General features: G+C 52.1%; 24 protein-coding genes and 2 tRNA genes. 9 read left to right on the forward strand and 17 right to left on the reverse strand.

Features of this window, described 5'->3' with window-relative positions; genetic code table 11:
• Window positions 1-5: 5 nt before the first annotated feature.
• From DPO_RS10430 to DPO_RS10440, 3 genes are all read right to left on the reverse strand, one after another.
• Entirely contained in the window at window positions 6-359 is a 354-nt protein-coding gene (locus DPO_RS10430) for a type II toxin-antitoxin system PemK/MazF family toxin (protein WP_024334060.1), read from the reverse strand.
• A complete protein-coding gene (locus DPO_RS10435; RefSeq protein ID WP_006965843.1) occupies window positions 359-619 on the reverse strand; it encodes an AbrB/MazE/SpoVT family DNA-binding domain-containing protein in 261 nt (86 codons plus the stop codon). Before DPO_RS10435 ends, DPO_RS10430 begins: the two co-directional genes overlap by 1 nt.
• A 164-nt stretch (window positions 620-783) precedes the next feature.
• A complete protein-coding gene (locus DPO_RS10440; RefSeq protein WP_006965844.1) occupies window positions 784-3,249 on the reverse strand; it encodes a GcvT family protein in 2,466 nt (821 codons plus the stop codon).
• A 234-nt stretch (window positions 3,250-3,483) separates the two neighbouring features.
• On the opposite strand from DPO_RS10440, the gene DPO_RS10445 reads away from it, so the two are divergent.
• Complete coding sequence (locus tag DPO_RS10445) at window positions 3,484-4,329, forward strand: MTAP family purine nucleoside phosphorylase (RefSeq protein WP_006965845.1); 846 nt, start codon at window positions 3,484-3,486, stop codon at window positions 4,327-4,329.
• A 15-nt stretch (window positions 4,330-4,344) separates the two neighbouring features.
• Here the strand turns inward: DPO_RS10445 and DPO_RS10450 are convergent, their stop codons facing one another.
• From DPO_RS10450 to DPO_RS10470, 5 genes are all read right to left on the reverse strand, one after another.
• Window positions 4,345-4,767 (reverse strand): PGPGW domain-containing protein, encoded by a 423-nt coding sequence (locus tag DPO_RS10450; protein ID WP_006965846.1) that lies wholly within the window; start codon window positions 4,765-4,767, stop codon window positions 4,345-4,347.
• A gap of 25 nt (window positions 4,768-4,792) precedes the next feature.
• Window positions 4,793-5,545, reverse strand: coding sequence for a 5'/3'-nucleotidase SurE (gene surE, locus DPO_RS10455; RefSeq protein WP_006965847.1), 753 nt, complete (start codon window positions 5,543-5,545; stop codon window positions 4,793-4,795).
• Window positions 5,542-6,240, reverse strand: coding sequence for a DUF1847 domain-containing protein (locus DPO_RS10460; RefSeq protein WP_006965848.1), 699 nt, complete (start codon window positions 6,238-6,240; stop codon window positions 5,542-5,544). Before DPO_RS10460 ends, surE begins: the two co-directional genes overlap by 4 nt.
• 27 nt (window positions 6,241-6,267) lie before the next feature.
• Window positions 6,268-6,344, reverse strand: a tRNA-Arg gene (locus DPO_RS10465).
• 71 nt (window positions 6,345-6,415) lie between these two features.
• A complete protein-coding gene (locus DPO_RS10470; protein WP_006965849.1) occupies window positions 6,416-6,595 on the reverse strand; it encodes a hypothetical protein in 180 nt (59 codons plus the stop codon).
• Between the two features lie 128 nt (window positions 6,596-6,723).
• Between DPO_RS10470 and mtgA the strand changes: the two genes are divergently transcribed.
• Together mtgA and DPO_RS10480 are read left to right on the forward strand one after the other, a co-directional pair.
• Window positions 6,724-7,428: a monofunctional biosynthetic peptidoglycan transglycosylase gene (mtgA, locus tag DPO_RS10475; RefSeq protein ID WP_006965850.1), complete on the forward strand. Its 705-nt coding sequence runs from the start codon at window positions 6,724-6,726 to the stop codon at window positions 7,426-7,428.
• Window positions 7,429-7,746: 318 nt separating this feature from the next.
• Window positions 7,747-9,111 (forward strand): Fic family protein, encoded by a 1,365-nt coding sequence (locus tag DPO_RS10480; RefSeq protein WP_236609941.1) that lies wholly within the window; start codon window positions 7,747-7,749, stop codon window positions 9,109-9,111.
• 23 nt (window positions 9,112-9,134) lie between these two features.
• Here the strand turns inward: DPO_RS10480 and DPO_RS10485 are convergent.
• A tRNA-His gene (locus DPO_RS10485) sits at window positions 9,135-9,210 on the reverse strand.
• 172 nt (window positions 9,211-9,382) lie between these two features.
• On the opposite strand from DPO_RS10485, the gene DPO_RS10490 reads away from it, so the two are divergent.
• Window positions 9,383-9,565, forward strand: coding sequence for a hypothetical protein (locus DPO_RS10490; protein WP_006965852.1), 183 nt, complete (start codon window positions 9,383-9,385; stop codon window positions 9,563-9,565).
• 6 nt (window positions 9,566-9,571) lie between these two features.
• On the forward strand, window positions 9,572-11,485 hold the full coding sequence (gene selB / locus DPO_RS10495) for a selenocysteine-specific translation elongation factor (RefSeq protein ID WP_006965853.1): 1,914 nt from the start codon (window positions 9,572-9,574) through the stop codon (window positions 11,483-11,485).
• 5 nt (window positions 11,486-11,490) lie between these two features.
• Here selB and hemW read toward each other — a convergent pair whose 3' ends face one another.
• Window positions 11,491-12,744 (reverse strand): radical SAM family heme chaperone HemW, encoded by a 1,254-nt coding sequence (gene hemW, locus DPO_RS10500; RefSeq protein WP_006965854.1) that lies wholly within the window; start codon window positions 12,742-12,744, stop codon window positions 11,491-11,493.
• 203 nt (window positions 12,745-12,947) lie between these two features.
• Between hemW and DPO_RS10505 the strand changes: the two genes are divergently transcribed.
• From DPO_RS10505 to DPO_RS10520, 4 genes are read left to right on the forward strand one after another with little or no spacing between them, the layout of a single operon-like run.
• Entirely contained in the window at window positions 12,948-14,138 is a 1,191-nt protein-coding gene (locus tag DPO_RS10505; protein ID WP_006965855.1) for a DegT/DnrJ/EryC1/StrS family aminotransferase, read from the forward strand.
• Window positions 14,139-14,160: 22 nt separating this feature from the next.
• Window positions 14,161-15,228: an iron-containing alcohol dehydrogenase family protein gene (locus DPO_RS10510; protein ID WP_006965856.1), complete on the forward strand. Its 1,068-nt coding sequence runs from the start codon at window positions 14,161-14,163 to the stop codon at window positions 15,226-15,228.
• Window positions 15,229-15,242: 14 nt separating this feature from the next.
• Entirely contained in the window at window positions 15,243-15,986 is a 744-nt protein-coding gene (gene kdsB / locus DPO_RS10515) for a 3-deoxy-manno-octulosonate cytidylyltransferase (protein WP_006965857.1), read from the forward strand.
• Complete coding sequence (locus DPO_RS10520) at window positions 15,983-17,146, forward strand: glycosyltransferase family 4 protein (RefSeq protein ID WP_006965858.1); 1,164 nt, start codon at window positions 15,983-15,985, stop codon at window positions 17,144-17,146. The genes kdsB and DPO_RS10520 overlap by 4 nt, the downstream gene beginning before the upstream one ends.
• A gap of 23 nt (window positions 17,147-17,169) precedes the next feature.
• On the opposite strand, the gene DPO_RS23915 is transcribed toward DPO_RS10520, so the two are convergent.
• From DPO_RS23915 to lpxK, 7 genes are all read right to left on the reverse strand, one after another.
• Window positions 17,170-18,024 carry a class I SAM-dependent methyltransferase gene (locus DPO_RS23915; RefSeq protein ID WP_006965859.1) on the reverse strand — a complete coding sequence of 285 codons (855 nt, stop codon included), beginning with the start codon at window positions 18,022-18,024 and terminating at the stop codon, window positions 17,170-17,172.
• 3 nt (window positions 18,025-18,027) lie between these two features.
• A complete protein-coding gene (locus DPO_RS10530) occupies window positions 18,028-18,819 on the reverse strand; it encodes a glycosyltransferase family 2 protein (RefSeq protein WP_006965860.1) in 792 nt (263 codons plus the stop codon).
• Between the two features lie 3 nt (window positions 18,820-18,822).
• Window positions 18,823-19,662, reverse strand: a complete 840-nt coding sequence (locus DPO_RS10535) for a glycosyltransferase family 2 protein (RefSeq protein ID WP_006965861.1) — start codon at window positions 19,660-19,662, stop codon at window positions 18,823-18,825.
• Window positions 19,659-20,555: a glycosyltransferase family 9 protein gene (locus DPO_RS10540; protein ID WP_236609942.1), complete on the reverse strand. Its 897-nt coding sequence runs from the start codon at window positions 20,553-20,555 to the stop codon at window positions 19,659-19,661. The genes DPO_RS10535 and DPO_RS10540 overlap by 4 nt, the downstream gene beginning before the upstream one ends.
• A 151-nt stretch (window positions 20,556-20,706) precedes the next feature.
• The gene (waaF, locus tag DPO_RS10545; RefSeq protein ID WP_006965863.1) at window positions 20,707-21,753 is read right to left on the reverse strand and encodes a lipopolysaccharide heptosyltransferase II; all 1,047 of its coding nucleotides are present in this window, start codon (window positions 21,751-21,753) and stop codon (window positions 20,707-20,709) included.
• A gap of 20 nt (window positions 21,754-21,773) precedes the next feature.
• On the reverse strand, window positions 21,774-22,697 hold the full coding sequence (locus DPO_RS10550; protein WP_236609943.1) for a lysophospholipid acyltransferase family protein: 924 nt from the start codon (window positions 22,695-22,697) through the stop codon (window positions 21,774-21,776).
• Window positions 22,694-23,833: a tetraacyldisaccharide 4'-kinase gene (gene lpxK, locus DPO_RS10555; protein WP_006965865.1), complete on the reverse strand. Its 1,140-nt coding sequence runs from the start codon at window positions 23,831-23,833 to the stop codon at window positions 22,694-22,696. Before lpxK ends, DPO_RS10550 begins: the two co-directional genes overlap by 4 nt.
• Between the last annotated feature and the right edge of the window lie 332 nt (window positions 23,834-24,165).

Raw genomic sequence — 24,165 nt, forward strand, 5'->3', positions numbered from 1 at the left:
TTCATTTATTCTGTTACGATAACTTTCACTTTTGCCAACGCTTCGCTTACAACTGATTTCGGGGCTTTTTCTGCAAACTGCCAGCCCCGCTCAACAAAATCGATCATCTTGATTTGATGACACAATACGACCCCGGATATCTTGTTTCCAGCGACTGCGACCTCAAATCCATGGCCCCGGACCCTGCTTGTCACCGGAGCAACCAGGGCAAGCAATATTTTTTTATTGAATACCGCAGGAGAAAGGACCAGGGCTGGTCGCCGTCCCATCTGCTCATGACCGGCTGCCGGGTCAAAATCCGTCCAGACAAGGTCACCTCGTTCAGGGATATACGGTTTATTTTGGGATTTTACCGCCATTACCATTCTCTTCCAACAGGCTCAGCATTGATCCATTTTTTATCATCTTCATCCAGGACAACTGCTTTGGGATCACTTTGATTCAAAAGTTCATCCAGGGTATATTCTTTTTTCTCCTTGACCGGGGTAATAATAATCCTTCCCTCTTTTGCCTCTATGGTAACGGTTTGATCTTTTTCAAGATTAACCACGCGGGCAATGGCTCTCGGTATTCTTGCCGCCAGGCTGTTGCCCCATTTTCTGATCACCAGTTCTGTCATTTTTACACCCTTTATTGATACATTGTATCAACATACTATAACTCAAAAGGTGTTGTGTCAACATTGTTGATACTTTTGTTGCGAAGCGTCCAAAAATCGCACCCGGCTGCATGGATTTAGAGTCCATGTGATCTTGTCCGATCCACCCTCCGCTTCAGCTCACATCATCCTTTTACTCTTTTCATTTCAGGGTCATATAACGGTGTCAGGGAAACAGCTGCCGGAAAAGTTTTTCCGGCAATATCGATCTCCCACCTGCCATTTTTCACATATGCCGCATCCACCGGTTCATCCGCCTCGATCATGAACAGCCCTACGGCTCCGCCCAGGGTATACCCGTAGGAACCGGACCGCACATACCCGGCCGGTTTTTTGTTCCGAAAAATGACCTCACCATGGTGCAGCAACGGTTCCGGATCCTTGACCAGGACCTGGGCCAGGCGCCGCTGCAAGGGGCCGGCCGCTTTTTTGGCGATACACGCCTCTTTTCCGATGAAATCACCCGGCTTGTCCAGCCGGACCGTGAACCCCAGGCCGGCTTCATATGGATTATCGGTGTTGTCCATGTCATGGCCGTAATCCCGGTATCCTTTTTCCAGGCGCAGGCTGCCCAGTGCCTTTAACCCGGCATGGGTCAGGCCAAACGGTTTTCCTGCTTCCACCAGGGTGTCATACACGTGCACGGCCTGTTCCGTTGGGATATACAGTTCATACCCCAGTTCCCCCACATAGGTGATGCGCACGCACAGGACCCGGCCGTACCCGATGGCGATCTTTTGTGCATGCCGGAAGGGGAACAGGTCATTGGCCAGGTCGGTGTCGGTTACCGACTGCAGCAGGTCCCGTGACTTTGGTCCCTGTATATTCAACTGGGCATAGGCCGAAGTCATGTCCGTCACAAATGCATGGGCCGTGTCCGGGATATGTCTTTGGATCCAGGCCAGTGCGTGGCGGTGGATGGTATCGGTCACCACCACGAAAAACCGGTCTGACGAAAGCTTGGTAACGGTGAGATCCGCCATCACCTGGCCCTCTTTGTTCAGGCAGGTGGTGTAGGTGATCCGCCCGGCCGGGCCGTTCACGTGATTGGCGCAGATATAATTGAGCACCTTTCCGCTGTCTTTTCCCTGAACCAGGAATTTGGGCATGAATGACATGTCCATGAGCACCACGTTTTCCCGGGCAGCCCTGTGCTCCGCCTCCCAGAACCCAAACCAGGGCTCCCGGCCCCAGGCATGTTTTTCGATGACCGCCTGCTGGGGTGTCGGGGCAAACCAGTCCGCCCCTTCCCAGCCGCTGACATCCCTGAAATACGCACCCTTTGCCTTCAATCGGTCATAAACAGCCGATCTTTTGGCCCCCCGGGCGGTTTTCATGGATTGATAGGGATAATGACACTGGTACACCATGCCAAGGGATTCCACGGTGCGGTGCCGCCGGTATTCCGGGTTGTTCTGAAAGGTGTGGAGCCGGGCCATGTTAAACCCGGTGATGTCCGCCTGGGGATTTCCGGTCATGATCCACCGGGCCATCATCTGCCCGAGACCCGGCCCCATGATAATTCCCACTGAATTGAGTCCTGCGGTCACAAAATAGTTTTTCAGCTCCGGGGCCTCGCCGATGATGGCCTGGAGATCCGGGGTAAAGCTTTCCGGGCCGCAGAAAAACTTTTTCACGCCCAGCGCCATGGTCACCGGCACCCGGGACATGGCTTTTTCCAGAAACGGTCCCATGCGGTCCCAGTCCGGTGCAATCTCCCCGAAGGTGAAATCTTCCGGCACCCGGCCGATCTTCCAGGGGGCGCACCTGGGCTCGAACAGCCCGATCATCAGTCCCCCCACCTCTTCTCTGTAATACCCGTAATGGGAAGGGTCTTCCAGCACCGGCATGTTTTTGGGAATATTGTCCAGCTCTTCGGTGATCAGGTAATAATGCTCGGCCGCCTGGTTGGGAATGTTGATGCCGTCCACCGCCCCGAGCTGCCGTGCCCACATGCCGGCGCAGTTGACCACCGCATCTGCCTGAATGTTGCCAAAAGCCGTCTTCACGCCGGCCACGGACCCGTTCTTTTTGATCAGGCCGGTCACTGCCGTTTTTTCAAGTATTTTTACACCGAAATTCCTGGCGCCCCTGGCCAGGGCCATGGTGGCGTCCACCGGGTTGACCCGGCCGTCTTCTTTGACATAAAACCCGGCCAGAAGATCATCCACCCGGGCCAGGGGAAACAGGTCTTTGATCTCCTTGGGAGATATTTCATGGACATCCACCCCGCAGTAGCGGTTGAAGGCTGCCACCCGGCGGTATTCCTCCAGCCGGTCCCGATTGGCGGCCGCCTCGATGAAACCCACGGGGGTGAATCCTGTGGACAGACCGGTTTCTTCCTCCAGCCGGGTATACAGGTCCCGGCCATAAATCCGCATCTGTGTGGCGGTTTCAGACAAAGACCCAAAGGTCACCATCAGCCCGGCCGCATGCCAGGTGGTGCCGCTGGTAAGTTCATCTTTCTCCAGGAGCACCACCTCTTTGCATCCCATCTGTCCCAGATGATAGGCAATGGAGCACCCGATAATGCCCCCGCCGATAATGATTACCCGGGCATGTCCGGGCAGCACAGTTTCTGATTTCTCCATTTTCTTATCCTGAGATTTCTACAATTTTTATTTCCGATCCATACCCCGCAGTCAGGCATTGTTTATTTGTTGTCACCATACAGCTGTCAGACTTATATTTTTTACAAAGCCAGATCAACCATGAATGCCAAAAAATCTTCAAGATTGAATTTTAATTTTGATATTTACCCGGTTTAATGGTATGTGCCTGTACTGAAAATTCAAATTAACCCTATTTTGAGGAACGCATACAAGATGCTTGCAATTATCGGCGGCACCGGGCTTTATCATATCCAAGGGCTTGAAACCATTGAAACATTGCAGATTGACACCCCGTTCGGATCCCCTTCTGCGCCGATTGTCAAAGCCGCATATCAGAACACAAAAATGCTGTTTCTTCCCCGTCATGGCAAAAACCATGAACGGCTGCCCCATGAAATCAATTATCCGGCCAACATTTTCGCGCTCAAAAAGCTGGGGGCCACCCGGATCATCAGTGTGTCTGCCACCGGAAGCCTTCAGGAAGATATCCATCCCGGTGACATCGTTTTTCCGTCCCAGTATTTTGACTGGACCCGAGGCAGGCGGCAGTCCAGTTTTTTTGGCAACGGGCTGTCGGCCCACATCTCTACGGCTGAACCGGTATGCACCCGCCTGAACCGATGGATGGCAGACCATGCCGAAGAAATGGAGCTGACCTTTCATTTCGGCAAAACCTATGCCTGTGTGGAAGGCCCCCGCCTGGGCACCAAAGCGGAAAGCCATTTTCTGCGCCTGGCCGGATGCGATTTGGTGGGTATGACCAATGTGCCGGAGGCGTTTCTGGCAAAAGAGGCCCAGATCTGCTATGCCGCGATCTGCATTGTCACCGATTATGACTGCTGGAAGGAGGATCCGTCCCACCATGCCAGTCTGGCATCGGTGCTGGCCCTTTACAGTCAGAGCATTGAGTCTGTCCAGGATCTGCTGCGGTTGCTGATGGTATCTGAGCCGCCACCGGCAGATTGCAGCTGCCGGACTTCTTTAAAAGACGCGGTGATCACCCCGGATGCTCAGGTTCCGGCATCTTTCAAGGACATGCTGACAATCTTGCGCAAATAAGATAAAAAACCAGAGTTATCTGTTCTTGAAAATCGGGAAAACAAAAGGCGGCCGCCCTTTTTTTCTGCGTATCCAGTTTAAAGAGGTCTGTATGGTTTTCAGGCGGATCAGAAACCGGATCACCTTTCTTTTCCCTGGAAAATTCATGAGCACCAGCCCCAGAAACAGGGTCAACAGGCCCTGGCCAGGCACAATCAACATCACCAGGCCTAAACAGACCAATACGGCTCCTGCCATATTTTTGACGATCTGCACCCGGGGTCGAAACAACCTGGGCCGGGATGTCGGATTGTCAAACAGCATAAAATAATTGGACGGCAGCCAGGAAACCAGCCAGGAAACCCCCAAAATACTGAAAATAAACCCAGCCACAGATACAATGGTCACCCCGGCCAGCACCGACGGATACTGCATGACCATTTCAAGTATCCGGTTCACTTATGGACTCCTGCAAATGATAACTTCAGTCAATGGAGAATTTGGGCATCTGGGCCAGGGTTTTGTAATCCGTGAGATCACACTGAATCGGGGTAATGGAAAGGCAATTCTGCAAAACAGCATTGACATCGGTATCCGGTTTTCCGGATACCGGCTCCTGAGTGCCATACCAGTAATAGTTGCGCTGTTTGGGATCCTGCCTTTTTTCAAACCGGCTGGACAGATTGTTCAACGCCTGGCGGGTGATTCTAATCCCCTGAATTTGTGAAAAAGCGATTCCCGGTGCATTGACATTCAGGAACGTGCCGGATGGCAGGCCTTTTTCACCGATGGCCTCAACCATATGCATCACATACCGGGCCAGGTTATCATAATCCATGACCGGATCCAGCTTGATGGAGGCGGCCAGCCCGGAAATTCCGTTCAAAGCCCCCTCCCGGGCCGCGCCAACCGTTCCGGAATAGTTGATGTCAATGCCGATATTGCTTCCGGGATTGATTCCGGCAATCACCCAGTCCGGCGGGGTTTTGAAACATTCAGCCAGCCCGAGCTTGACACAATCGGCCGGGGTGCCGTCCACGGCATAAATTTTTTTTTGGCGGCCGGATTCGATTCTGTGCATCCGCACCGGATGATGCAGGGTGATACTGTGACTCACCGCGCTTCTTTCCCGGTCCGGTGCCACCATGACCACCTGGTGTTTTTGACCCAGTACCTTAAACAGCGACTGAATACCTACTGCCTGATACCCGTCATCATTGGTGAGAAGAATTTTCATAAATCAGGATGGCGGATTTTCCGATAATAGGAATCGGCCTGGTAAACAGCGGCCAGAGGGTTGTGTCCGGTGACCCGGTCCTTGACCGCCAGCACGGTGGTAGGCACATTCGTATACTTGAAAAACAGGGAATCATGACCCACGCACAACCCCAAAAGAATATTGAAATCCACGTTTTCCCGGTTCAGCAGCATGGCCTGAAAAACAGGGTTGCACATGGATTCGTCTGTTCCTCTGAAGATCTTGTCTTCCTCTTCAATGCCGATCAGGTCTTTAGACGACCTCCCGGCTTTACAGCAAACAGACACCACCTCAAACCCATGATCGGAAAAAATTTCCCCCACCGTGCCGGCCTCACTGGCCAGCCCCAGGCAGAATGCCAGCCCAAGCCGTTGATATCCCATTTTTTTCGCAAATTCACACGTCTCCACAATCCGGGTTTTGCACGGCTGCATCACATAGGGTTTCTGATCCCGATTGGCATAACAGTGGGCCTCCTGCACCGATGCCATATGGGCGAACCGATTCACACCCGATGTTGCATATGCCTGATTGGCCGCTTCCAGAATCGATGGATGAGAAACAGTGGGGCACCCTTTCGGGCCTTTGCCCTGATCGGTAAAACAGATTTTCTGTTCCATGGGTATGTCACAGGCCGCACAAGCCGGAGAGGACTTTTTATTCTGACGGGCCATGGTTTCCTCCTGGAATTTCTAAGGATATGGCACGCCCGGAGGGATTCGAACCCCCGACCCTTGGATTCGAAGTCCAATGCTCTATCCAGCTGAGCTACGGGCGCGCAGATTTCAAAACGGATCATGAATAACACAGTTACACAAACTTCGCAAGATTCCCAATACCGGGACAGGATCAATCCTTTCCCACCTGATAGGTACCGTCCAGCCGGCGCCACATATCAGCCAGTTGCCGGTCCAGTTCCGCCACGGCCCGGTCATAGGCTTTTGGGTCCATCTTCCCTTGCTTGAACTTTGTATCAATGATGAACAATTCATCATCATACCATTTGTCCGGATCGAAATTATATGTCATAAGCCGTTTGTTGCCTCTGGTCCTTCCAATTATGAGATCTTCTGGTTCATAACGGGTCTATATCATGGACAAACCGGATTGACAACCACCCGAATTGCCGATACGATTCCGGACAAAAAAGGAAACCCATGAAAAAGAAAACGCAACGCCACGCCATTGCTGCATGGGTGTTCAAAACCCTGGTCAAATTTTTTCTGGTCCTGGTCAGCCTGACCCTGCTCCAGGTGGTGGTATTGAAATATGTCAACCCCCCGTTTACCGTCAACATGGTATGGGAATGGCTGCGTCATCAATGGTTTGATGCGCCCTATGTGGTGCCTGCCTATGAATGGCGGAATCTGTCAGACATTTCGCCTCATTTGAAACAAGCGGTCATTGCCGCGGAAGACCAGCGCTTTCTCACCCACCATGGATTTGATTTCCAGGAGATTAAAATCGTTTTGACCCAGGCAATGGAAGGAAAACCGCCCAGAGGCGCCAGTACCATTACCATGCAGGCAGCCCGGTCCGTGTTTATGCCGGCCACACGAAATTTTGTAAGAAAACTGGGGGAAGCCTGGTACACCCTGTTCATGGAACTGATATGGGACAAATCGCGAATTCTGGAAATTTATCTGAATACCGTGGACTGGGGCACGGGTATCGTGGGTGCCCAGGCCGGCGCCCATCGCTATTTCAAAACCACAGCGGCCGGCCTGACCCGGGACCAGGCTGCTTTGATGGCAGCCGTCCTGCCCAGCCCCCACAAATGGTCCCCTGTCAATCCCACCCCCTACGTTAAAAAAAGACAGCAGCGAATTCTTGCATACATGCCGAACATGCCTCTGCTTTAAATTATTCTGGATTCGTGAACCTCAGAAGGGGGGTTTGTTTCTCAGTTTTTTGGCTATATTCCATATCGACCAGGATTATAATTATTTTACCAGATAATGATTAATTTAAATCAATTTATTGACAATAATGTCTTTTATACTTATTCTGCCACTTTGATAATCATTTTACGAGAAATTCTTATGAAAGCAACCATTTTGGAACCCCGTCCTGCCGGCTATGCCTGTCTGATCGAAAATTTCGGATTAACAGGGATGCCTCACTGGCATACCTCATTTGTGTCATCTTCCGGAACGTATCAATCAAAAATTCAGGATGGTATGGTTACAGACATATATCCGAAAAGATACTGGCCCGGAGATAAAATCGGAAATCATCTTGAATTTGCGTTGAAATATGACGGGGTCAACCTGGGAATGCTCAATAAAATATTTGCGCACGTTCCTCAGGAGGGGATCATCAGTTACATCAAATCCAGGCCAACCGGAAAGTACGCACGAAGGATCTGGTTTTTCTATGAGTTTTTGACTGGCAGAACACTTCCCCTCGATGACATCACATCCGGCAACTATGTCGAAGCTTTGGAAGCAAAAAAATATTACACTGTCCGCAATGGTGATAAATCCCCGCGTCACCGTATTCTGAACAACCTTTTTGGCTTCCGGACCTTCTGTCCGGTTGTCCGAAAAACAGAGACGCTTTCCCGGCTGGATTCCGAAGATCTGCGCAAAAAATGTGAAAAAATTGTTGCTGCATATCCTTCAAAGCTTCTTCGCCGGGCATTGAGTTACCTTTACAACAAAGAAACAAAATCATCTTTTGAAATTGAGCACATAAAACCCAATGCCTCCCGAACTGAAAAATTCATTTCTTCCCTGGAACTTGCAGAAAAAGAGGATTTCTGCGAGAAGAAACGGTTGCTGGCACTTCAAAACCGCATTGTTGATCCACGATTCAAAGACAGCGATTATCGGGGCACTCAGAATTATATCGGACAAACGGTCTCCTACCAGAATGAGGTTATCCATTTTGTCTGTCCAAAGCCGGATGATATTCCAAACCTGATGTCGGGGCTGATTGAATGCCACAAACGGATGAAAACGGGCCGTGTGTCTCCGGTTGTCCATGCAGCCGCCATTGCCTATGGTTTTGTATTTCTGCACCCGTTTGAAGATGGAAACGGCCGAATCCATCGGTTTCTGATACACAACATCCTTTCACTGCAGGGAATGGTTCCACCTGGACTCATGTTCCCGGTTTCGGCAGTCATGCTCAAGAATCCTGCAGATTATGATGCTTCGCTGGAGGCTTTCTCGCGGCCTTTACTGGGACTCATCGACTATCATCTAGATGAAACAGGACAAATGACCGTTGAAAACGATACAGCGTGCTGGTATCAATATATGGATATGACCGCTCAGGCTGAGGCGTTGTACGGATTTATAATCAAAACCATCAAAGAAGAACTTGTGACAGAACTTTCCTTTCTGGTCAAATATGACCATACCAGAAAGGCCATTCAGGATATCATCGATATGCCTGACCGCCTGATTGACTTGTTTATCCAGTTGTGCCTTCAGAACAACGGAAATCTTTCCGCCGGAAAAAGAGCCGCTCACTTTGATTTCCTGACCGATGAAGAACTCACTGCAATGACACAGGCAGTCAGAAACGGCTTTGCCTAAAAAGGACGGTTCAAAAAGAAAAGTGGGGTGAGTGACGGGACTTGAACCCGCGACCACCAGGGCCACAACCTGGTGCTCTACCAACTGAGCTACACCCACCGCAAAAAACCTTCACAATATATCTGAATTGAATTTATTTTTCAATAGTTTTTTAACAAACCCGGCTGAAAAAAGGGGGTGACATTAAACATTGACCTGGCACGGTTGTTTGACTATTATCTTTGGATACAAAAATACAGAAACCATGCAAACAATATAAATAAGGAACGGCATGAATACATTGCTCATCTTTGTGATCCGGCTCATTCTCGGACTGGTGTTCGGCATCCTTCTGATCCGGGTTTTCCGGCCGGAATGGGGTCTGGGTTACGGCATTGTCACCGGTCTGGTACTGGTGGCCCTGGCCTATGCCATGCGGTATTTCAGAACATCCAAAGCCGGAAAAAAAGGATAAGGTTCAGTGGAAAACATCATTCTCGGTACGGCCGGCCATATCGATCACGGCAAAACCAGCCTGGTCAAAGCCCTGACCGGCATTGAAACCGACCGTCTCAAAGAAGAAAAACAGCGGGGCATCACCATTGAACTTGGGTTTGCCTTTCTGGATTTGCCCGGGGGCACCCATATCGGGATCGTGGACATGCCCGGCCATGAAAAATTCGTGAAAAATATGGTGGCCGGGTCTTCAGGGATCGATGTGGTCACCATGGTCATTGCGGCGGACGAAGGCGTGATGCCCCAGACCCGGGAGCACATGGAGATCTGTCACCTCATGGGCATTGAACACGGGCTGATCGCATTGACCAAGACCGATCTGGTGGATGAGGATCTGCTGGAGCTGGCCCTGGAAGATATTCATGATTTTGTGGACGGCACGTTTCTGGAAGATCAGCCCGTCATTCCCGTGTCTTCGGCCACGGGTCAGGGGTTGGATGATTTTGTTGCGGCCCTGGAAAAGATCTGCCGGCAGCTGCCGGAACGCAGATTTTCCTCCATTTTCCGGCTGCCCGTGGACCGGGTGTTCAGCATGAAAGGATTCGGCACCGTGATCACCGGTACCCTGACCTCCGGCCAGATCCGGGTGGGGGAAGACATCATGGTTTATCCCAAACGGATCGTCTCCAAAGTCCGGGGAATTCAGGTACATTCCAGCAGCATGAATGAAGCCGGCCCCGGCACGCGCACGGCTATCAATTTCCAGGGACTGGACAAGGAATCGGTCGACCGGGGCGATATACTTTCTACCCCGGACACTTTAATTGAAAGCTATATGGTGGATGCAGGATTCCATTATCTGAAATCCAATGCCAAACCGGCCAAAGTCCGGACCCGGGTCCGGTTCCACTCCGGCACCAGTGAAATTTTAGGATATATGGTCCTGCTTGACCGAGATGAACTGCTGCCCGGCGAGGACGCGCTGGTGCAGTTCCGGCTGGAATCTCCGGTGTGCTGCATCAAGGATGACCGGTATGTGATCCGGAGTTATTCACCCGTCAAAACCATTGGCGGCGGGGCTATTCTCAATCCTGTGGCCAGAAAATACCGGCACATGGATGCCGCCGTCATACAGGGCCTGACCGGCCTGGCAGCAGATGATCCTGAGCAGACCATTCTGTTTTTTCTGTCTTTGAACGGATACAAGGGCTTGAGTTTCAATGACCTGCGGGTCATGACCAACCTGTCTGACAAAAAATTGTCTACGACCCTTCAGAAACTGCTGGCCCAGCAGGCGGTCATCCAGACGGACAAGGAAAAACAGACATTTGTCAGCGGGGCGTTTTTTGATGACTTCAAAAAAAAGGTGCTGGAGAAAATTCAGCACTACCATACCGCCAATCCATTGAAGGAAGGCATGCCCACCCAGGAGCTGAAATCCAAGTTCCGCTACATCAAGGATCCCAGATTTTTCAACATCCTGTTTTCCCGCCTTGAAAAAGAAAATGCGGTCATCCAGGACAAAAACCTGGTGAAACTGACGGATTTTAAAGTGGCTTTGCAGGTGGATCAGCACCAGATCAAAGAAGATATTCTGCGCATCTACCGATCCGCCGGCCTGACCCCGCCCTTTTTCCGGACCGTGTGTCTGGATCTGGATCTGGACAAAAAAACCGCCATGGATGTGCTTCAGATGCTGATCGATGAAAAACAGATCATCAAGACCAAAGATGACCTGTATTTTGATGCACAAGCGATGGCCCGGCTGGAAGCGGAGCTGGTGACATTTCTGAAAAACAACGAATCCATCACCACCCCGGAGTTCAAAGACATGACCGGCATCTCCCGCAAATTTGTCATCCCTTTGATTGAGTATTTTGATGCCATTCACCTGACCATCCGGGTAGGAGACACCCGGCAGCTGCGAAGGAAATCATAAGCCTGTCATGTGATCTTCCGGATGATGGCATCCACAATACCGTCCAGACAAGTCAGCCCGGAACGGGTCAACCTGAAATGCCGGGCACTGAAACCTTCTCTGGAATGGTTAAAGAAAACACCGGACCCCTGGCCGGCCAGCCGGTCCATCAGGACCTGAATTTCCGGGTGAAGGCCATTGATATCCACCCCCATGTCTGTCCGCAGTCCCAGCATGATCTGTTCCATTTTTTCCTGGGCCGGACTCAGAATTTCATGATCTGCCCAGGGCAGGCGCCCGGCGGTCACATGATCCAGCCAAACCTGAATATCCGTCTTGTTCCAGGCACGGACCGGACCGGATTTTTTGACAATATCCGGCAGTGATCCCGGCACATCTCCCGGACCGGATTTGACACCATATTTTTGTGCGACAGTGCCTGACAGCCCGTCGGGCACAAACGAATGGGCCGACGGGCCGACTCCCAGATATGCCCCCCGTTCCCAGTAATGGGTGTTGTGAACGGATCGGAACGCGCTGTTTCTGGCAAAGTTGGACACTTCATAATGCGCATATCCGGCATGTTCCAGCACCCGGGAGGTGTGGACAAAAAAATCGGTACGACGGTCCGGATCACAGGGGCTCAAATGCCCGCTTTGATACTGCCCGTAAAAAGGGGTGCCCGGCTCCAGGGTCAGCATATAGCAGGACAGGTGCGGCAGCTGCAATGCCAGGGCCGTGTCCAGATCCGTCTGCCACACATCTGCAGTTTCTTGGGGCAGCGCATACATCAAATCCAGCCCGATATTGGAAAATCCGGCCCGGGCCGCCCCGGACAGGGTCTCAAACACCTGATCCCTGGTATGGATCCGGGACAGAAACGACAGTTTGGCCGGATCAAACGACTGGGCCCCAATGCTGAGGCGGTTGATTCCCAATTGCCTGATACCAGACAGATATGCGGCATCCACTGTCCCTGGATTCACCTCCATGGTGATTTCCGCATCCGGTATCACCCCAAATGCCTGATGCACGGTTTCCAGAATCCGGGCCGCCTGGGCCACGGACAGCACAGACGGGGTCCCGCCCCCCAGGTAAAGGGTGTGCAAAGGGGCCTGAACCCGGTCGGTTGTCATGTCAGACCAGATCCGGATCTCTTTGCACACCCCGGCCACATATGCCGGGATCAGGGATGGGTCCGTCACTGAAAAAAAATCACAATACGGACATTTTCTTTTGCAAAAAGGCACATGAATATATAATGACAATGGCTGACACACGCTGTTTCACCTATGTTTTTGCTGCTTTTTTTGAACACGGCATGATTTGACGGGTCATTATAAGCGGGGCTGTGATCACAGGTCAATGGCTTTTCACTGCCGGAATTGATGAACCATGCTTGAAACTTGGGCCAGGGATGTGATAGATATGCGTTATTTGATTATTTCAGTCAGATGTCTAAATGACATGATAGGAGTCTGCCATGCCCGGATTTGAACTGTTCGGTGACAAAGAAAGAAAAGAAGTGACCGATGTGCTGTCCACCGGCGTTCTGATGCGTTACGGGTTTGATGGGGCCAGAAACGGCCACTACAAAGCCCTGGAATTTGAAAAAACATTGTGTGATATCACCGGATCGGCCCACAGCCACCTGTGTTCCAGCGGCACGGCGGCCCTGTCCACGGCCATGGCTGCCTGCGGCATCGGGTCAAAAGATGAGGTGATTGTGCCGCCCTTCACGTTTGTGGCCACATTTGAAGCCGTGCTTCAGGCCGGGGCCGTGCCGGTGTTCGGAGAAATCGATGACACCCTGTGCCTGAACCCGGACCGGCTGGATGCGGTTCTGACCCCGAAAACCAAGGCGGTGGTCCCGGTCCATATGTGCGGTGCCATGGCCCGCATCGATGAAATCAAAAAATTCTGCGACCGCAACGGTCTGATCCTGCTGGAGGATGCCTGCCAGTCCCTGGGTGCCACATTTCAGGGAAAACACCTGGGCTGTTTCGGCAAAGCCGGTTGTTTTTCCTTTGATGCGGTCAAAACCGTGACCTGCGGGGAAGGCGGGGCCGTGATCACGGATGATCAAACTGTTTATGACATCTGCCACCAGTATGCGGATCACGGCCATGATCATCTGGGCGGACCGGACCGGGGCGCGGATGATCATCCTATTTTAGGGACCAACTACCGCATCTCGGAACTCAATGCCGCCGTAGGTCTGGCCCAGCTCAGAAAACTGGATCAGATTTTAACGATTCAGCGGAGAAACAAACAGATCCTCAAGCATGCCATGAAGAATCTGCCCGGGATTACGTTCCGGCATCTGCCGGATCCGTCCGGGGATTCTGCCACATTTTTAAGTTTTATGCTGCCCACAGAAGATAAAGCACGCCGGGCCGCTGAAAATCTGGCAGCCAACAACGTTCCCTGCCCTTACTGGTATGACAACAACTGGCATTATTTCAAAAAATGGCACCATCTGAAACAGATGGCCGGCGCAGCGCCCATGCCTGCTCAATTATGCGGCAACCTGCCTGATTACACCCGGGTCAATTTGCCGGAATCCGATGCTGTCATGAAACGTACCCTGTCCATGCAGATCATGCTGTCCTGGACAGACCCGGACCTGGAAAAACGCGTGGCCGCCATTGAAAAAGCATTAACAAATATCTGACACAAACAATATAAGGAAACAAATGTTTAGAAATTTTAAACTGGTGCCCCGGGTGATCTTCGGCCGGGGCTGTTTCAGCCAGCTCGATGAAATCCTGTCGCCCCAGCGCACCACCCTGAAAGACTGGGTGGTGTTTGTCACCGACGATGTATTTACCGGGACCGCTCTGGCTTCGCGCATCCCTTTGCATGACAACGATCTGCTGCTGTATGTCAATGTGGATGACGAACCCAAAACCCAGTATGTGGACCAGCTCACCCAACAGGTAAAAACAGCCCGGCCCACCCTGCCCTGTGCGGTGGTGGGCATGGGCGGTGGCGCCACCATGGACCTGGCCAAGGCCATTTCTTTGATGCTCACCAATCCGGGATCTTCCACCGAATACCAGGGATGGGATTTGATCAAACATCCGGCCGTGTACCATGCGGCCGTGCCCACCCTGTCGGGCACCGGGGCCGAAGTGTCCCGCACCACCGTGCTCACCGGGCCTGAAAAAAAACTGGGGCTGAACTCTGATTACACGGTGTTTGACCAGGTGGTCCTGGACCCGGAACTTACGGCCGGGGTCCCCAAAGACCAGTATTTTTACACCGGCATGGACTGTTATATCCACTGTATTGAATCCCTGGCCGGCACCTATCTGAACGAATTCTCCAAAGCCTATGGGGAAAAATCCCTGGATCTGTGCCGTCAGGTGTTTCTGGAAAATCATCCGGATGCGGCGGACAAACTGATGATGGCTTCGTTTTTCGGGGGCATGAGCATTGCCTATTCCCAGGTGGGGGCCTGCCATGCCCTGTCTTACGGGCTTTCCTTTCTTCTGGGAATTCACCACGGGGTGGGATGCTGCATCGCATTCGACGCTTTGGAGGAATACTATCCCGACGGGGTGAAAGAATTCCGTGTCATGATGGAAAAAACCGGGGTGGATATCCCCAGGCAGGTCACAAAAGACCTGGATGACGCACAGATGAACACCATGATCGATGTGGCTTTAGGCCTGGCCCCGCTGTGGGAAAACTGTCTGGGAAAAGACTGGCAGACGATCATGACCAGAGACAAGGCACGGTCTCTGTTTTTAAAAATGTAAGGGATTAAACCCCAATGCCCATTGCCATCATCCCTTCCCGATACGGCTCAAGCCGGCTTCAGGGAAAACCCCTTGTCTCCATTGCCGGCCGGCCCATGATCCAGCGGGTATATGAACAGGCCCAAAAATCTGTTGCGGTGACCGATGTCTGGGTGGCCACGGATGACCTTCGCATTGTTGCGGCGGTAGAAGCGTTCGGCGGCAATGCCGTCATGACATCGGACACCTGCCGGTCCGGTACCGACCGGGTGGCGGAGACCGCCAACATCCTCAAACTGGGTCCGGATGACATTATCATCAATATCCAGGGGGACCAGCCCGTGTTCGACCCCCGGTCCTTAGATGACCTGATCTCCCCGTTTGACAAGGACCCGGACGTGGCAATGTCCACGCTGGCCTTTAAAATCCAAAACCCCAGAGAGATCACCGATCCCAAGGATGTCAAGGTCATCTTTGACGCCACGGGAAATGCCTTGTATTTTTCCCGGGCTCAGATCCCGTTTCCCAGAGATGCGGGCACAGAAACCGATTACTACAAGCACTTAGGATTTTACGCCTATAAAAAATCGTTTCTGGACCGGTTTGTCACCCTGCCCACGGGCCGGTGCGAAGCCGTGGAAAAACTGGAGCAGCTGCGGGCTTTGGAACACGGCTATTCCATTAAGGTGGCGGTAACCCGGTTTGATTCACCTGAGATCGATCTGCCCGAGGATATTGTCCGGGTGGAACACCTGCTGACAGGAATATCCAACGCATGAATTCCCATTATAAAATCATTCACACCACCTGCCATACCCAGTGGGGCGGGCTGGAAAAACGAATTTTCAACGAATCGGTGTGGATGCGGGAAAACGGCCAGCAGGTGCTGATTGCAGCGCCGAAAAACACGCCGCTGTATCTTCAATCCAAACAACACGGGTTTAAAACCTATGGGGTTGATTTCAAAAAATTACAAATGGTTACCGATTACAAATTTCTCAGACATGTGTTTGCCATTGAACAGCCCGACATTGTCAATACCCATGGAAACGAAGATTCCCGCATTGCGCTTCTGGCCGCTTTCCGGGAGAAGATCGGGTGCCGGATACTGTCACGGCATATCAGCGCACATATTAGAAAATCCTGGTACAACCGGTTGATTTATAAAAAATATGCCAATTATATCTTTACCACGGCCGATTACACCACCCGCTATTTGAAAACGGTTTTCAAATTGACGGACAAACAGATATTTTCCATGCCCAGCGGCATTATTCCCCCCCAAAGCCTTGTGCTTCAAGATGACGCAAGAAATCGGCTGATCCACGACTTGGGACTTGGCACAGATACCCGGTTTATCGGATTTGTGGGCCGGGTGTCAGAAGCCAAAGGCATTGTCACCCTTTTCAACGCGTTTGAAAAACTTGCCGACACCCTCCCTTTGCATCATCTGGTGCTCGTAGGAGACAGTACTGAGCCTTATTTTCAATACCTGAAAAAAATGGCCCGGGACATGGCATTGGAGAAAAGAATCCATATACTGGGGCCTAAAAAAGATGTCTGGCCCTTTTACCGGGCTTTTGACTGTAAAGTGCTGGCTTCGAAAGATAAAAACGGCAGCCCGTTTGAAGGGGTTCCCCAGGCCCTTCTGGAAGCCATGTACTGTACCTGTCCGGTCATCGGATCCTGCAGCGGCGGAATACCGGATATCATACAGCATGGCAAAACCGGCCTGCTTTTCAGTAATGATGATGCCAATGCCCTGTCCCAAATGATTTTACAGACCTTGAGTGACAAAAATGCCACGCAGCAACGGGTAAAAACCGCCAGAGAGCGGGTTGAAAAACATCATACCATTGATGCCATGGGCAAAAAAATTCTTAGGATTTACGCGCTTCATCATCAAAGGGCAGACAATGACGGCGCTTTGATGAAATAACCGGATGCAATCCCATCAAGAGGTTATGATTTTTGCAGGTAGACTTCCATTTCCTGACCGCTTTCAGTGAGCTTGGCCGGCAAATTGAGCAGTTCTGAAATAATTTTCATTCCCCGGTACCGCATGGCGGACACGTGAGTGTTTTCACACAGCGTGACACTGTGGGTTTTGAATCGAACAACATCAAAACCGGTTTTTGCTGCCAGCGCGGTCATGGAATGTCTGCAAAAAAAACTGATATGCCCCCCATGTCGCCGGATATCAAAATAATGCCATTTCCCCTTGATGGCCTGCACGGTCCAGGACCGGGTATTGGCCGTCCGGATCACCAGAATCCCCCCTTTTTTTAACACCCGGTTGCATTGCGTTAACAAGACAATCGGATTTTTCACATGCTCAATCACCTCAAACAGGGTAATGACATCATAGGCGGCTTCCGGAAAACTCATCTCTTCCAGAAATCCGTGAAACACGTTCAACCCTGCCTGCTGTGCGGCAATGGCAGCATTTTTTGCCGGTTCAACCCCCTCACAGGTCATTCCCAGACGTCCGGCTGTAAAAATGAACGCACCATTGGAACAGCCCACATCCAGCAGTTTAAGGCGCGTCAGGTCTTTTTTTGTCACCTGACGGATATTTCTAAGGGTTTTTTTGGTACTGTGTTCCAGACTGGCCACATCTTCCGGGGAAGGCCAGGTGCCTTCGGCCCGGTCGAATTCAGCCATGGATTCATGGTATTCAGCTTCAGTGATTTGACTGAACAGGTGGTTGCAGGCCGTGCATCTGAGAAGACATCCCTGTGTCAAAACAATATCTGTCTGTTCCAGAGGCGCGTCACACCCCATGGGGCAAAGATTCATATACTTGTCTGATTTCATACGTTAATTTTCCGGCAGATCGGTATCCAGAAAGGATGCCAGGTTCTTTGACTGTAAATGACATTTTGCATATTTGTAAAACGTTCCTTCAAAATTACCTAAAGCGATGATAACACCGGGCCAGCCGTCCAGAAACCCCAGTTTCAACACATAAAGAGAAAATGCGGCCCATACCCCGTGAAGCAGGGCGCTGGCCATGCCGGGTCTTTTGCCTGCTTCAAACATTTTCTGGGCGCCCAGCGTCGAATACCGGTTGGCCTTGTGGATGATCTCTTCCAGATTTTTAAACGGAATCTGATGAATAAATGATTTCAAGGTGCCGCAGGGCTGTTGGCTGATCACTTCATACCGCTCGTGCACGGCATCGTTTTCAAACCGAAGCGCTCCTTTTCTGAATACCTGGGGCTGGCGGAAATCCGGGTAAAACCCCCCATGGCGGATCCATTTTCCCATGAAATAGTTGCGCCGGGGCACATAATAGGCATCTTTGCTGTCCGGGTCATGGATGATCCGGGAAATTTCCTCTCTGGCCGCTCTTGTACAGCGTTCATCCGCATCCAGGCTGAAAATCCAGTCATGGGTACAGGCGGAAATGGCCTGATTTCTCAAATCTCCGAATCCTTTGAACGGAATCTGGACCACCCGGGCCCCGATGTCCTGGGCAATGGCTGCGGTGCGATCCGTGCTGAAGGAGTCCGCCACAATGATTTCATCCGCCCAGGCCACACTTTGGACCGCATCCAGGATTTTGTCTTGTTCATTAAAAGCAATAATATAAACCGATAGTTTTGCCATACATCATCCTGCTGTGTCAGATGAATTTAAATCATACAATGATCCATGTGCTTTCAGGCGGTTCAGCCCGTTTCTGCATACATGGGAATCTGTGGCCATGGCTTTTTTAAGCAGACGATCATTGTCCGAAAGCCGGTTTCGAAGATTTTCCCGGTGCCACAGATGATAACACACGGCCCGGAAAGGGTGATCTTTGCGAACCAGGCCGTGTTTGAACAACCGGACGGCAAATTCGGAATCCTCCCGGCCCCATCCCTCAAAATCATGGTTGAATCCGTTCACTGCAACCACATCAGTTTTAAAAACTCCCATATTACAACTTCGGATGCCTGACAACCCATGGCTTTTTTTCAGACCCGGAAAAAACGGAATTCGAAAAATATGGTGGGCATTGCCCAGGTGCCCTGCCAGAGCCCAAAAAAGCAGACGGCCAAAAGAAAGACAATCGGTTATGTCAAACGTCGGAGATGTGCTTTCATCCACCAATACCCGTTTCCCCTGAAAAAAACACCCAGGCTCCGATAAGGCCAGGTGATCAGCCAGGAAATGGGGACCGGGGATACAATCGCCATCCAGAAACACCAGATAATCTCCTGACGCGGCGGCAACGGCTTTGTTCCTTGCCCGGGCGGCCCGGAACCCCAGATCTTTTTGCCAGACATGAAAAACAGCCGGGCCGGGCCGATGTTTGAAACCGGTCAGCATCACCCGGGTGTCAGGGCCGGAGCCATCATCCGCCACCAGGATCTCATCCGGGAGCCGGGTCTGGGCATACAGGCCTTGCAGCACTTTTTTCAACGCATCCGGCCGGTTATAGGTGGTGACGATCACAGACAGTTTCATGGTGCTTTTGTTTTCCGGTAAATGGCATCATACACCTGATCCACAGACAGGTCTTTCATGCACCTGAAATCATACCGGGTGCAGGGATATTTTGCATAACAGGGGGCACAGGGCAGATCCAGCTGAATCACCGTGTGAATATCTCCATAAGGCCCGGTGCGTACCGGGTTGGCCGGACCGAAAACGGCAAACACCGGAATGTTCAGGGCGGCGGCCAGGTGCATGGGACCGGTGTCGTTGCATACAAAAAACGCGGCCCGGCTGATAACAGGGATCAGCTCTTTGAGACCGGTTTTCCCGGCAATGGAAATGGCATTTCCCTTGGCATGGGCCACCACAGTATCGGCAATACCGGCTTCACCCCCCGAAGCGATCACCACACTGGGCAAAGACAGGCGGGATGCCAGTTCCCCGAATTTTTCTGCCGGCCACTGGTTGGCCGGTTTACCGGCAGACGGGGCCATGACCACATACTTTTTGGGCAGGGTTTGCAAAATGCCCGGGGCGGGATTATATGGTGCCAGGGGATATTCAATGGAATTGATCTTACACCCCATGTACCGGGCGATCTCAAGATACCGGTCAATGGCGTGGATTTTCATGCTGCCGTGAATCCTGTGGGTATAAAAAAACGGACTGCCTTCATCAGATTCCGCAAATCCCAGCCGGACAGGGGCTTTGGAAAACCAGGTGATCACACCGGACCGGAACAGCCCGGACAGGTCAATGGCCACATCATATCCCACACAGCCCAGCTGCTTTTTCAAAGACAGAATTTCTTTGACCGTGTCTTCCAGGCGGGACCATTGTTTCCATTGGTCTTTTTTTATCACCCACAGGGTGTGGATCAGGGGATGGCCTTCCAGAAAGGTGTGCAGGCCGTGTGACACCACCCAGTCCACCCGGGCGTGGGGAAACCGTTTTTTTACCGCATCAAGGAACGGCAGTGAATGAATGATGTCCCCAAATGCACTGGGCTTGATGATCAGAATTTTTTGAATGGATGAAAACAGTTTCTTTCTCCTTGAAATTCAGGATCCACGCTTATGAATCCAGAATCCGGCAACAGGTGTCAAACACCATGTCCTCCGTGATCCGGTCCATGCAGGCATGATCCGTGGGACAGTCATCTTTCAGGCAGGGCGCGCAGGGCACCGGTACCCGGATGATGGTGCTGGCCGGGCTGTCCGGGGAGGTGGCCTTCGGATCGGTGGAACCGATAATGGCCACCTGGGAAATATTCAAGGCGGCGGCCGCGTGCATGAGTCCTGAATCATTGGTGACAAACAAATCACACTGGTGTATCAGGGCAAATGCCTGGCCCAGGGTGGTTTCACCGGCCAAGTTCACGCAGCATCCCGGTGCCATGGCACGGATCTGTTCGCCCAGGGCCCGGTCTTTGGGCCCCCCGAAAATCAGAATCCGCGTGTCATAGGTTTTGGCCAGTCGTCTGCACAAGGCGGCATATCGATCCGGAAACCAGCGTTTGGCGGTTCCGCCGGTGGCCCCGGGGTTGATACCTACCACCCGGCCCGACCCATTTTTTTTCAGATTAAATAGCTGGTGATCCGCGTCATCCCGATCAGCAGGAGACAGATACAGGTCCATATCCCGGCCGTGGGTTGCCAGTCCGGCACCGGTGAGAATCCCCAGATAATAATCGATGAGATGTGTTTTTTTCAGTGCCGGATCCAGCGGAATCGCCGGCTTGAGCAGCCAGGTTCTGGCATCGGTATTGTATCCCACCCGAACCGGAACCCGGGCCAGAAACACCAGCAGGGCCGCCTCAAAGGCATTCTGCATGAGAATCGCCAGATCAAATTGCCGCTGCCGGATATCTGATACCAGACGCAGGGTTCCCGCCCCCATTTTGTGGCGGTCTGCTGCATCATATACCATCACGTCATCCACATATGGATTGTTCTCATAAACAGAAATCACCCAGGGTTTGGCCAGCACTGTGATATGTGCATCCATAAAATTTTTGCGCACCGCCCGGATCACCGGAGTGGTCATAATGGCATCCCCCACCCAGTTGGCGGCCCGGATCAGAATTCTGCGACAGATTTGATTGGATATATTTTTTTTCATTGTTTTTCAGATCAAAGGGATTACCGGGAGTCCTGTTTAGGCCACAGGCACCAGGGTTTGGTCTTCCACCGGTTGTGTACCCAGAAATACTGGTCCGGATACCGGCGAACCATGGTCTCCACGGCCGTGACAAACCCCTGGGTATTGGCTTCAATATCCGCGATGGCATCTCCTGTGACTGTCACAGGTACCTCGGGCAGAAACCGGATAAAAAAATGTCTGCCATGACGAACGGTATACAGAGGCACCACAGGCGCATGGGTTTTCATGGCCAGTTTGGCCAGGCCGCTGTTGGTGCAGGCCGGCCGACCGAAAAACCGGACAAACACCCCTTTGTACCAGTCCACGTTCTGATCGATCAGAGTCCCCACCACCCCGCCGGATGCCAGGATGTCCTCCAGTTTTCTGGAGGCCCCCCGCATGGGGACCATGGTCACCCCGAACCGTTGTCTCAGCCTGCGGATCAAACGTTCAAGGGGTTCAAAATCCAGTTTGCGGTAAATGGCATATCCTTTTAATCCAGTGCCTTCAATGGCCGGAAGCAGCATCTCAAAATTGCCCATGTGGCCGGAAATTACCAGAACGCCTTTTCCTTTGGCATGGGCGGTGATCACATGTTCCAGACCCTGAATCGTGAAATGAGACAAAAACCGGGATTTAGAAAGCCTCATCGACCAGGCCACTTCAAACAACATGGATACAATGTTGACAAACACCTGCCGGGCGGTTTGCTCGATTTTGTCTTCAGACCATTCATGGCCGAATGACCAAGTCAGGTTGTCTATGGTGATGTTGCGGTGACGTTTATCCAGCCGGAACCATAATTGTCCCAGGATCCAGGCAAACAAATCTGCCACAGGAACCGGTATATACCCCAGAACTGAAACAGCCTTTTTCAACAGCCAGTATATCTGTTTATCTTTCATTGCTTCTGTATGTCTCACGTTTGAATCCGGGTTTCAACCAGACGGCAAAACCCGGATTCATTTTCAAGGGTCAGGGTGATCCCAATGACGGCCAGATCCAGAGGCCAATCAATATCTTTGTCCAGTCTGGCCCAGTCTTTCTGGGTGGTCACCAGCATGGCTGCATTCAAAGCCTTTGCCCGGTGCCGGATCTGTAAAATGTCAGCCCTCTTATACCGGTAATGATCCTCAAATTCAAGGTGATCCAGGATATTTGCGCCAAACCCCTGGATGGTGCGAAAAAAAGCCCGGTTGTCGGCAATACCGGAAAACAGAACCGCAGGCACGCCCTGAAGATTGTCTGACAACAAAGGTGTTTCTGATTTTTTTTGCGGGGTAAGAAGCAATTGGCTGTTTCGGGATCCGGCCGGATACACGCCTGCCGGAAACGGCTGGTGCCGGCTGTAAAACACGGGCAGATCCGGAGCAAGTGCTGAAACAGGGTGGGATATGACTTCAGGTGTTTCCGGACACCGGGTCAGAATCACGGCATCGGCCCGGGCCAGAGCCTGGGCTGCGGGTTCCCTGAGGCGGCCGGCCGGCAGCATCCGTCCGTTTCCCAATGGCACATCATGATCCATCAGGACCAGATCCAGATCCCGGTGCAGCTGCCTGTGCTGAAACCCGTCGTCCAGAACCACCACATCCACATCCAATTGGTCCAGAGCCAGGCATCCGGCCCGGTACCTGTTTTTTCCCACCACCACGGGAAACCGTTTCAGGCAGGCCATCATATAGGGTTCATCTCCGGCCGCACAGGCATCCAGAAACATTCGGGTGCCGTCGCTCACAATGGCAGCCGAATGTTTCAGACGGCCTTTGTATCCCCGGCTGATCACCACGGGTTTTTTGCCCGATCCAATCAACATATCGGCCAGATACACGGCCATGGGTGTTTTCCCCGTCCCTCCGGCCATGATATTGCCCACGGAAATCACAGGACAGGGCAGGCGTTTCCGGGAAATTCGATCGGATTGGTACCAGCGGTTTCGAAGAACCGCACCCGTCTGATACCCGTAAGACACCGCTTTGAGCAGGGTGTCAAAGGACAGAAAAGGAGCGGGATCCTGACGTTTGGATGCAAGAATGATTTTTTTTTCCAGGGACTTAAACATATTTTCCCCCGGTCTTCAGTGGTGACAGTATCGCCAAGGTCCGGTCCACTGCACCGGCGTTTTCTTCCAGCACGCTGAATGCCCGATGTCCCATTTGCGCGGCATCATCCGGACACGTCAGCAGATCAGCCAGGTTGCGGGCCAGGGCGTTTGCATCATCCACCTGACAGGCACCCGCCCGGGCCAGCAGCAGATCTGCCACTTCGGCAAAATCTTCCATGTGCGGACCGAACAATATCGGTTTTTTGAACATGGCCGGTTCCAGCGGATTATGGCCTCCGCACGGCACTAAAGACCCGCCGATAAAGGCGGCATCACACACGGCATAAGCC

Origin of the sequence: Desulfotignum phosphitoxidans DSM 13687 (genome assembly GCF_000350545.1) — a bacterium.
Taxonomy (GTDB): domain Bacteria; phylum Desulfobacterota; class Desulfobacteria; order Desulfobacterales; family Desulfobacteraceae; genus Desulfotignum; species Desulfotignum phosphitoxidans.

Coding starts and splice junctions, on each gene's coding strand:
- DPO_RS10430 (WP_024334060.1), bottom strand. CDS start 359: ATGGCGGTAAAATCCCAAAATAAACCGTATATCCCTGAACGAGGTGAC.
- DPO_RS10435 (WP_006965843.1), bottom strand. CDS start 619: ATGACAGAACTGGTGATCAGAAAATGGGGCAACAGCCTGGCGGCAAGA.
- DPO_RS10440 (WP_006965844.1), bottom strand. CDS start 3,249: ATGGAGAAATCAGAAACTGTGCTGCCCGGACATGCCCGGGTAATCATT.
- DPO_RS10445 (WP_006965845.1), top strand. CDS start 3,484: ATGCTTGCAATTATCGGCGGCACCGGGCTTTATCATATCCAAGGGCTT.
- surE (WP_006965847.1), bottom strand. CDS start 5,545: ATGAAAATTCTTCTCACCAATGATGACGGGTATCAGGCAGTAGGTATT.
- DPO_RS10460 (WP_006965848.1), bottom strand. CDS start 6,240: ATGGCCCGTCAGAATAAAAAGTCCTCTCCGGCTTGTGCGGCCTGTGAC.
- DPO_RS10470 (WP_006965849.1), bottom strand. CDS start 6,595: ATGACATATAATTTCGATCCGGACAAATGGTATGATGATGAATTGTTC.
- mtgA (WP_006965850.1), top strand. CDS start 6,724: ATGAAAAAGAAAACGCAACGCCACGCCATTGCTGCATGGGTGTTCAAA.
- DPO_RS10480 (WP_236609941.1), top strand. CDS start 7,747: ATGGTTACAGACATATATCCGAAAAGATACTGGCCCGGAGATAAAATC.
- DPO_RS10490 (WP_006965852.1), top strand. CDS start 9,383: ATGAATACATTGCTCATCTTTGTGATCCGGCTCATTCTCGGACTGGTG.
- DPO_RS10505 (WP_006965855.1), top strand. CDS start 12,948: ATGCCCGGATTTGAACTGTTCGGTGACAAAGAAAGAAAAGAAGTGACC.
- DPO_RS10510 (WP_006965856.1), top strand. CDS start 14,161: ATGTTTAGAAATTTTAAACTGGTGCCCCGGGTGATCTTCGGCCGGGGC.
- kdsB (WP_006965857.1), top strand. CDS start 15,243: ATGCCCATTGCCATCATCCCTTCCCGATACGGCTCAAGCCGGCTTCAG.
- DPO_RS10520 (WP_006965858.1), top strand. CDS start 15,983: ATGAATTCCCATTATAAAATCATTCACACCACCTGCCATACCCAGTGG.
- DPO_RS23915 (WP_006965859.1), bottom strand. CDS start 18,024: ATGAAATCAGACAAGTATATGAATCTTTGCCCCATGGGGTGTGACGCG.
- DPO_RS10530 (WP_006965860.1), bottom strand. CDS start 18,819: ATGGCAAAACTATCGGTTTATATTATTGCTTTTAATGAACAAGACAAA.
- DPO_RS10535 (WP_006965861.1), bottom strand. CDS start 19,662: ATGAAACTGTCTGTGATCGTCACCACCTATAACCGGCCGGATGCGTTG.
- waaF (WP_006965863.1), bottom strand. CDS start 21,753: ATGAAAAAAAATATATCCAATCAAATCTGTCGCAGAATTCTGATCCGG.
- lpxK (WP_006965865.1), bottom strand. CDS start 23,833: ATGTTTAAGTCCCTGGAAAAAAAAATCATTCTTGCATCCAAACGTCAG.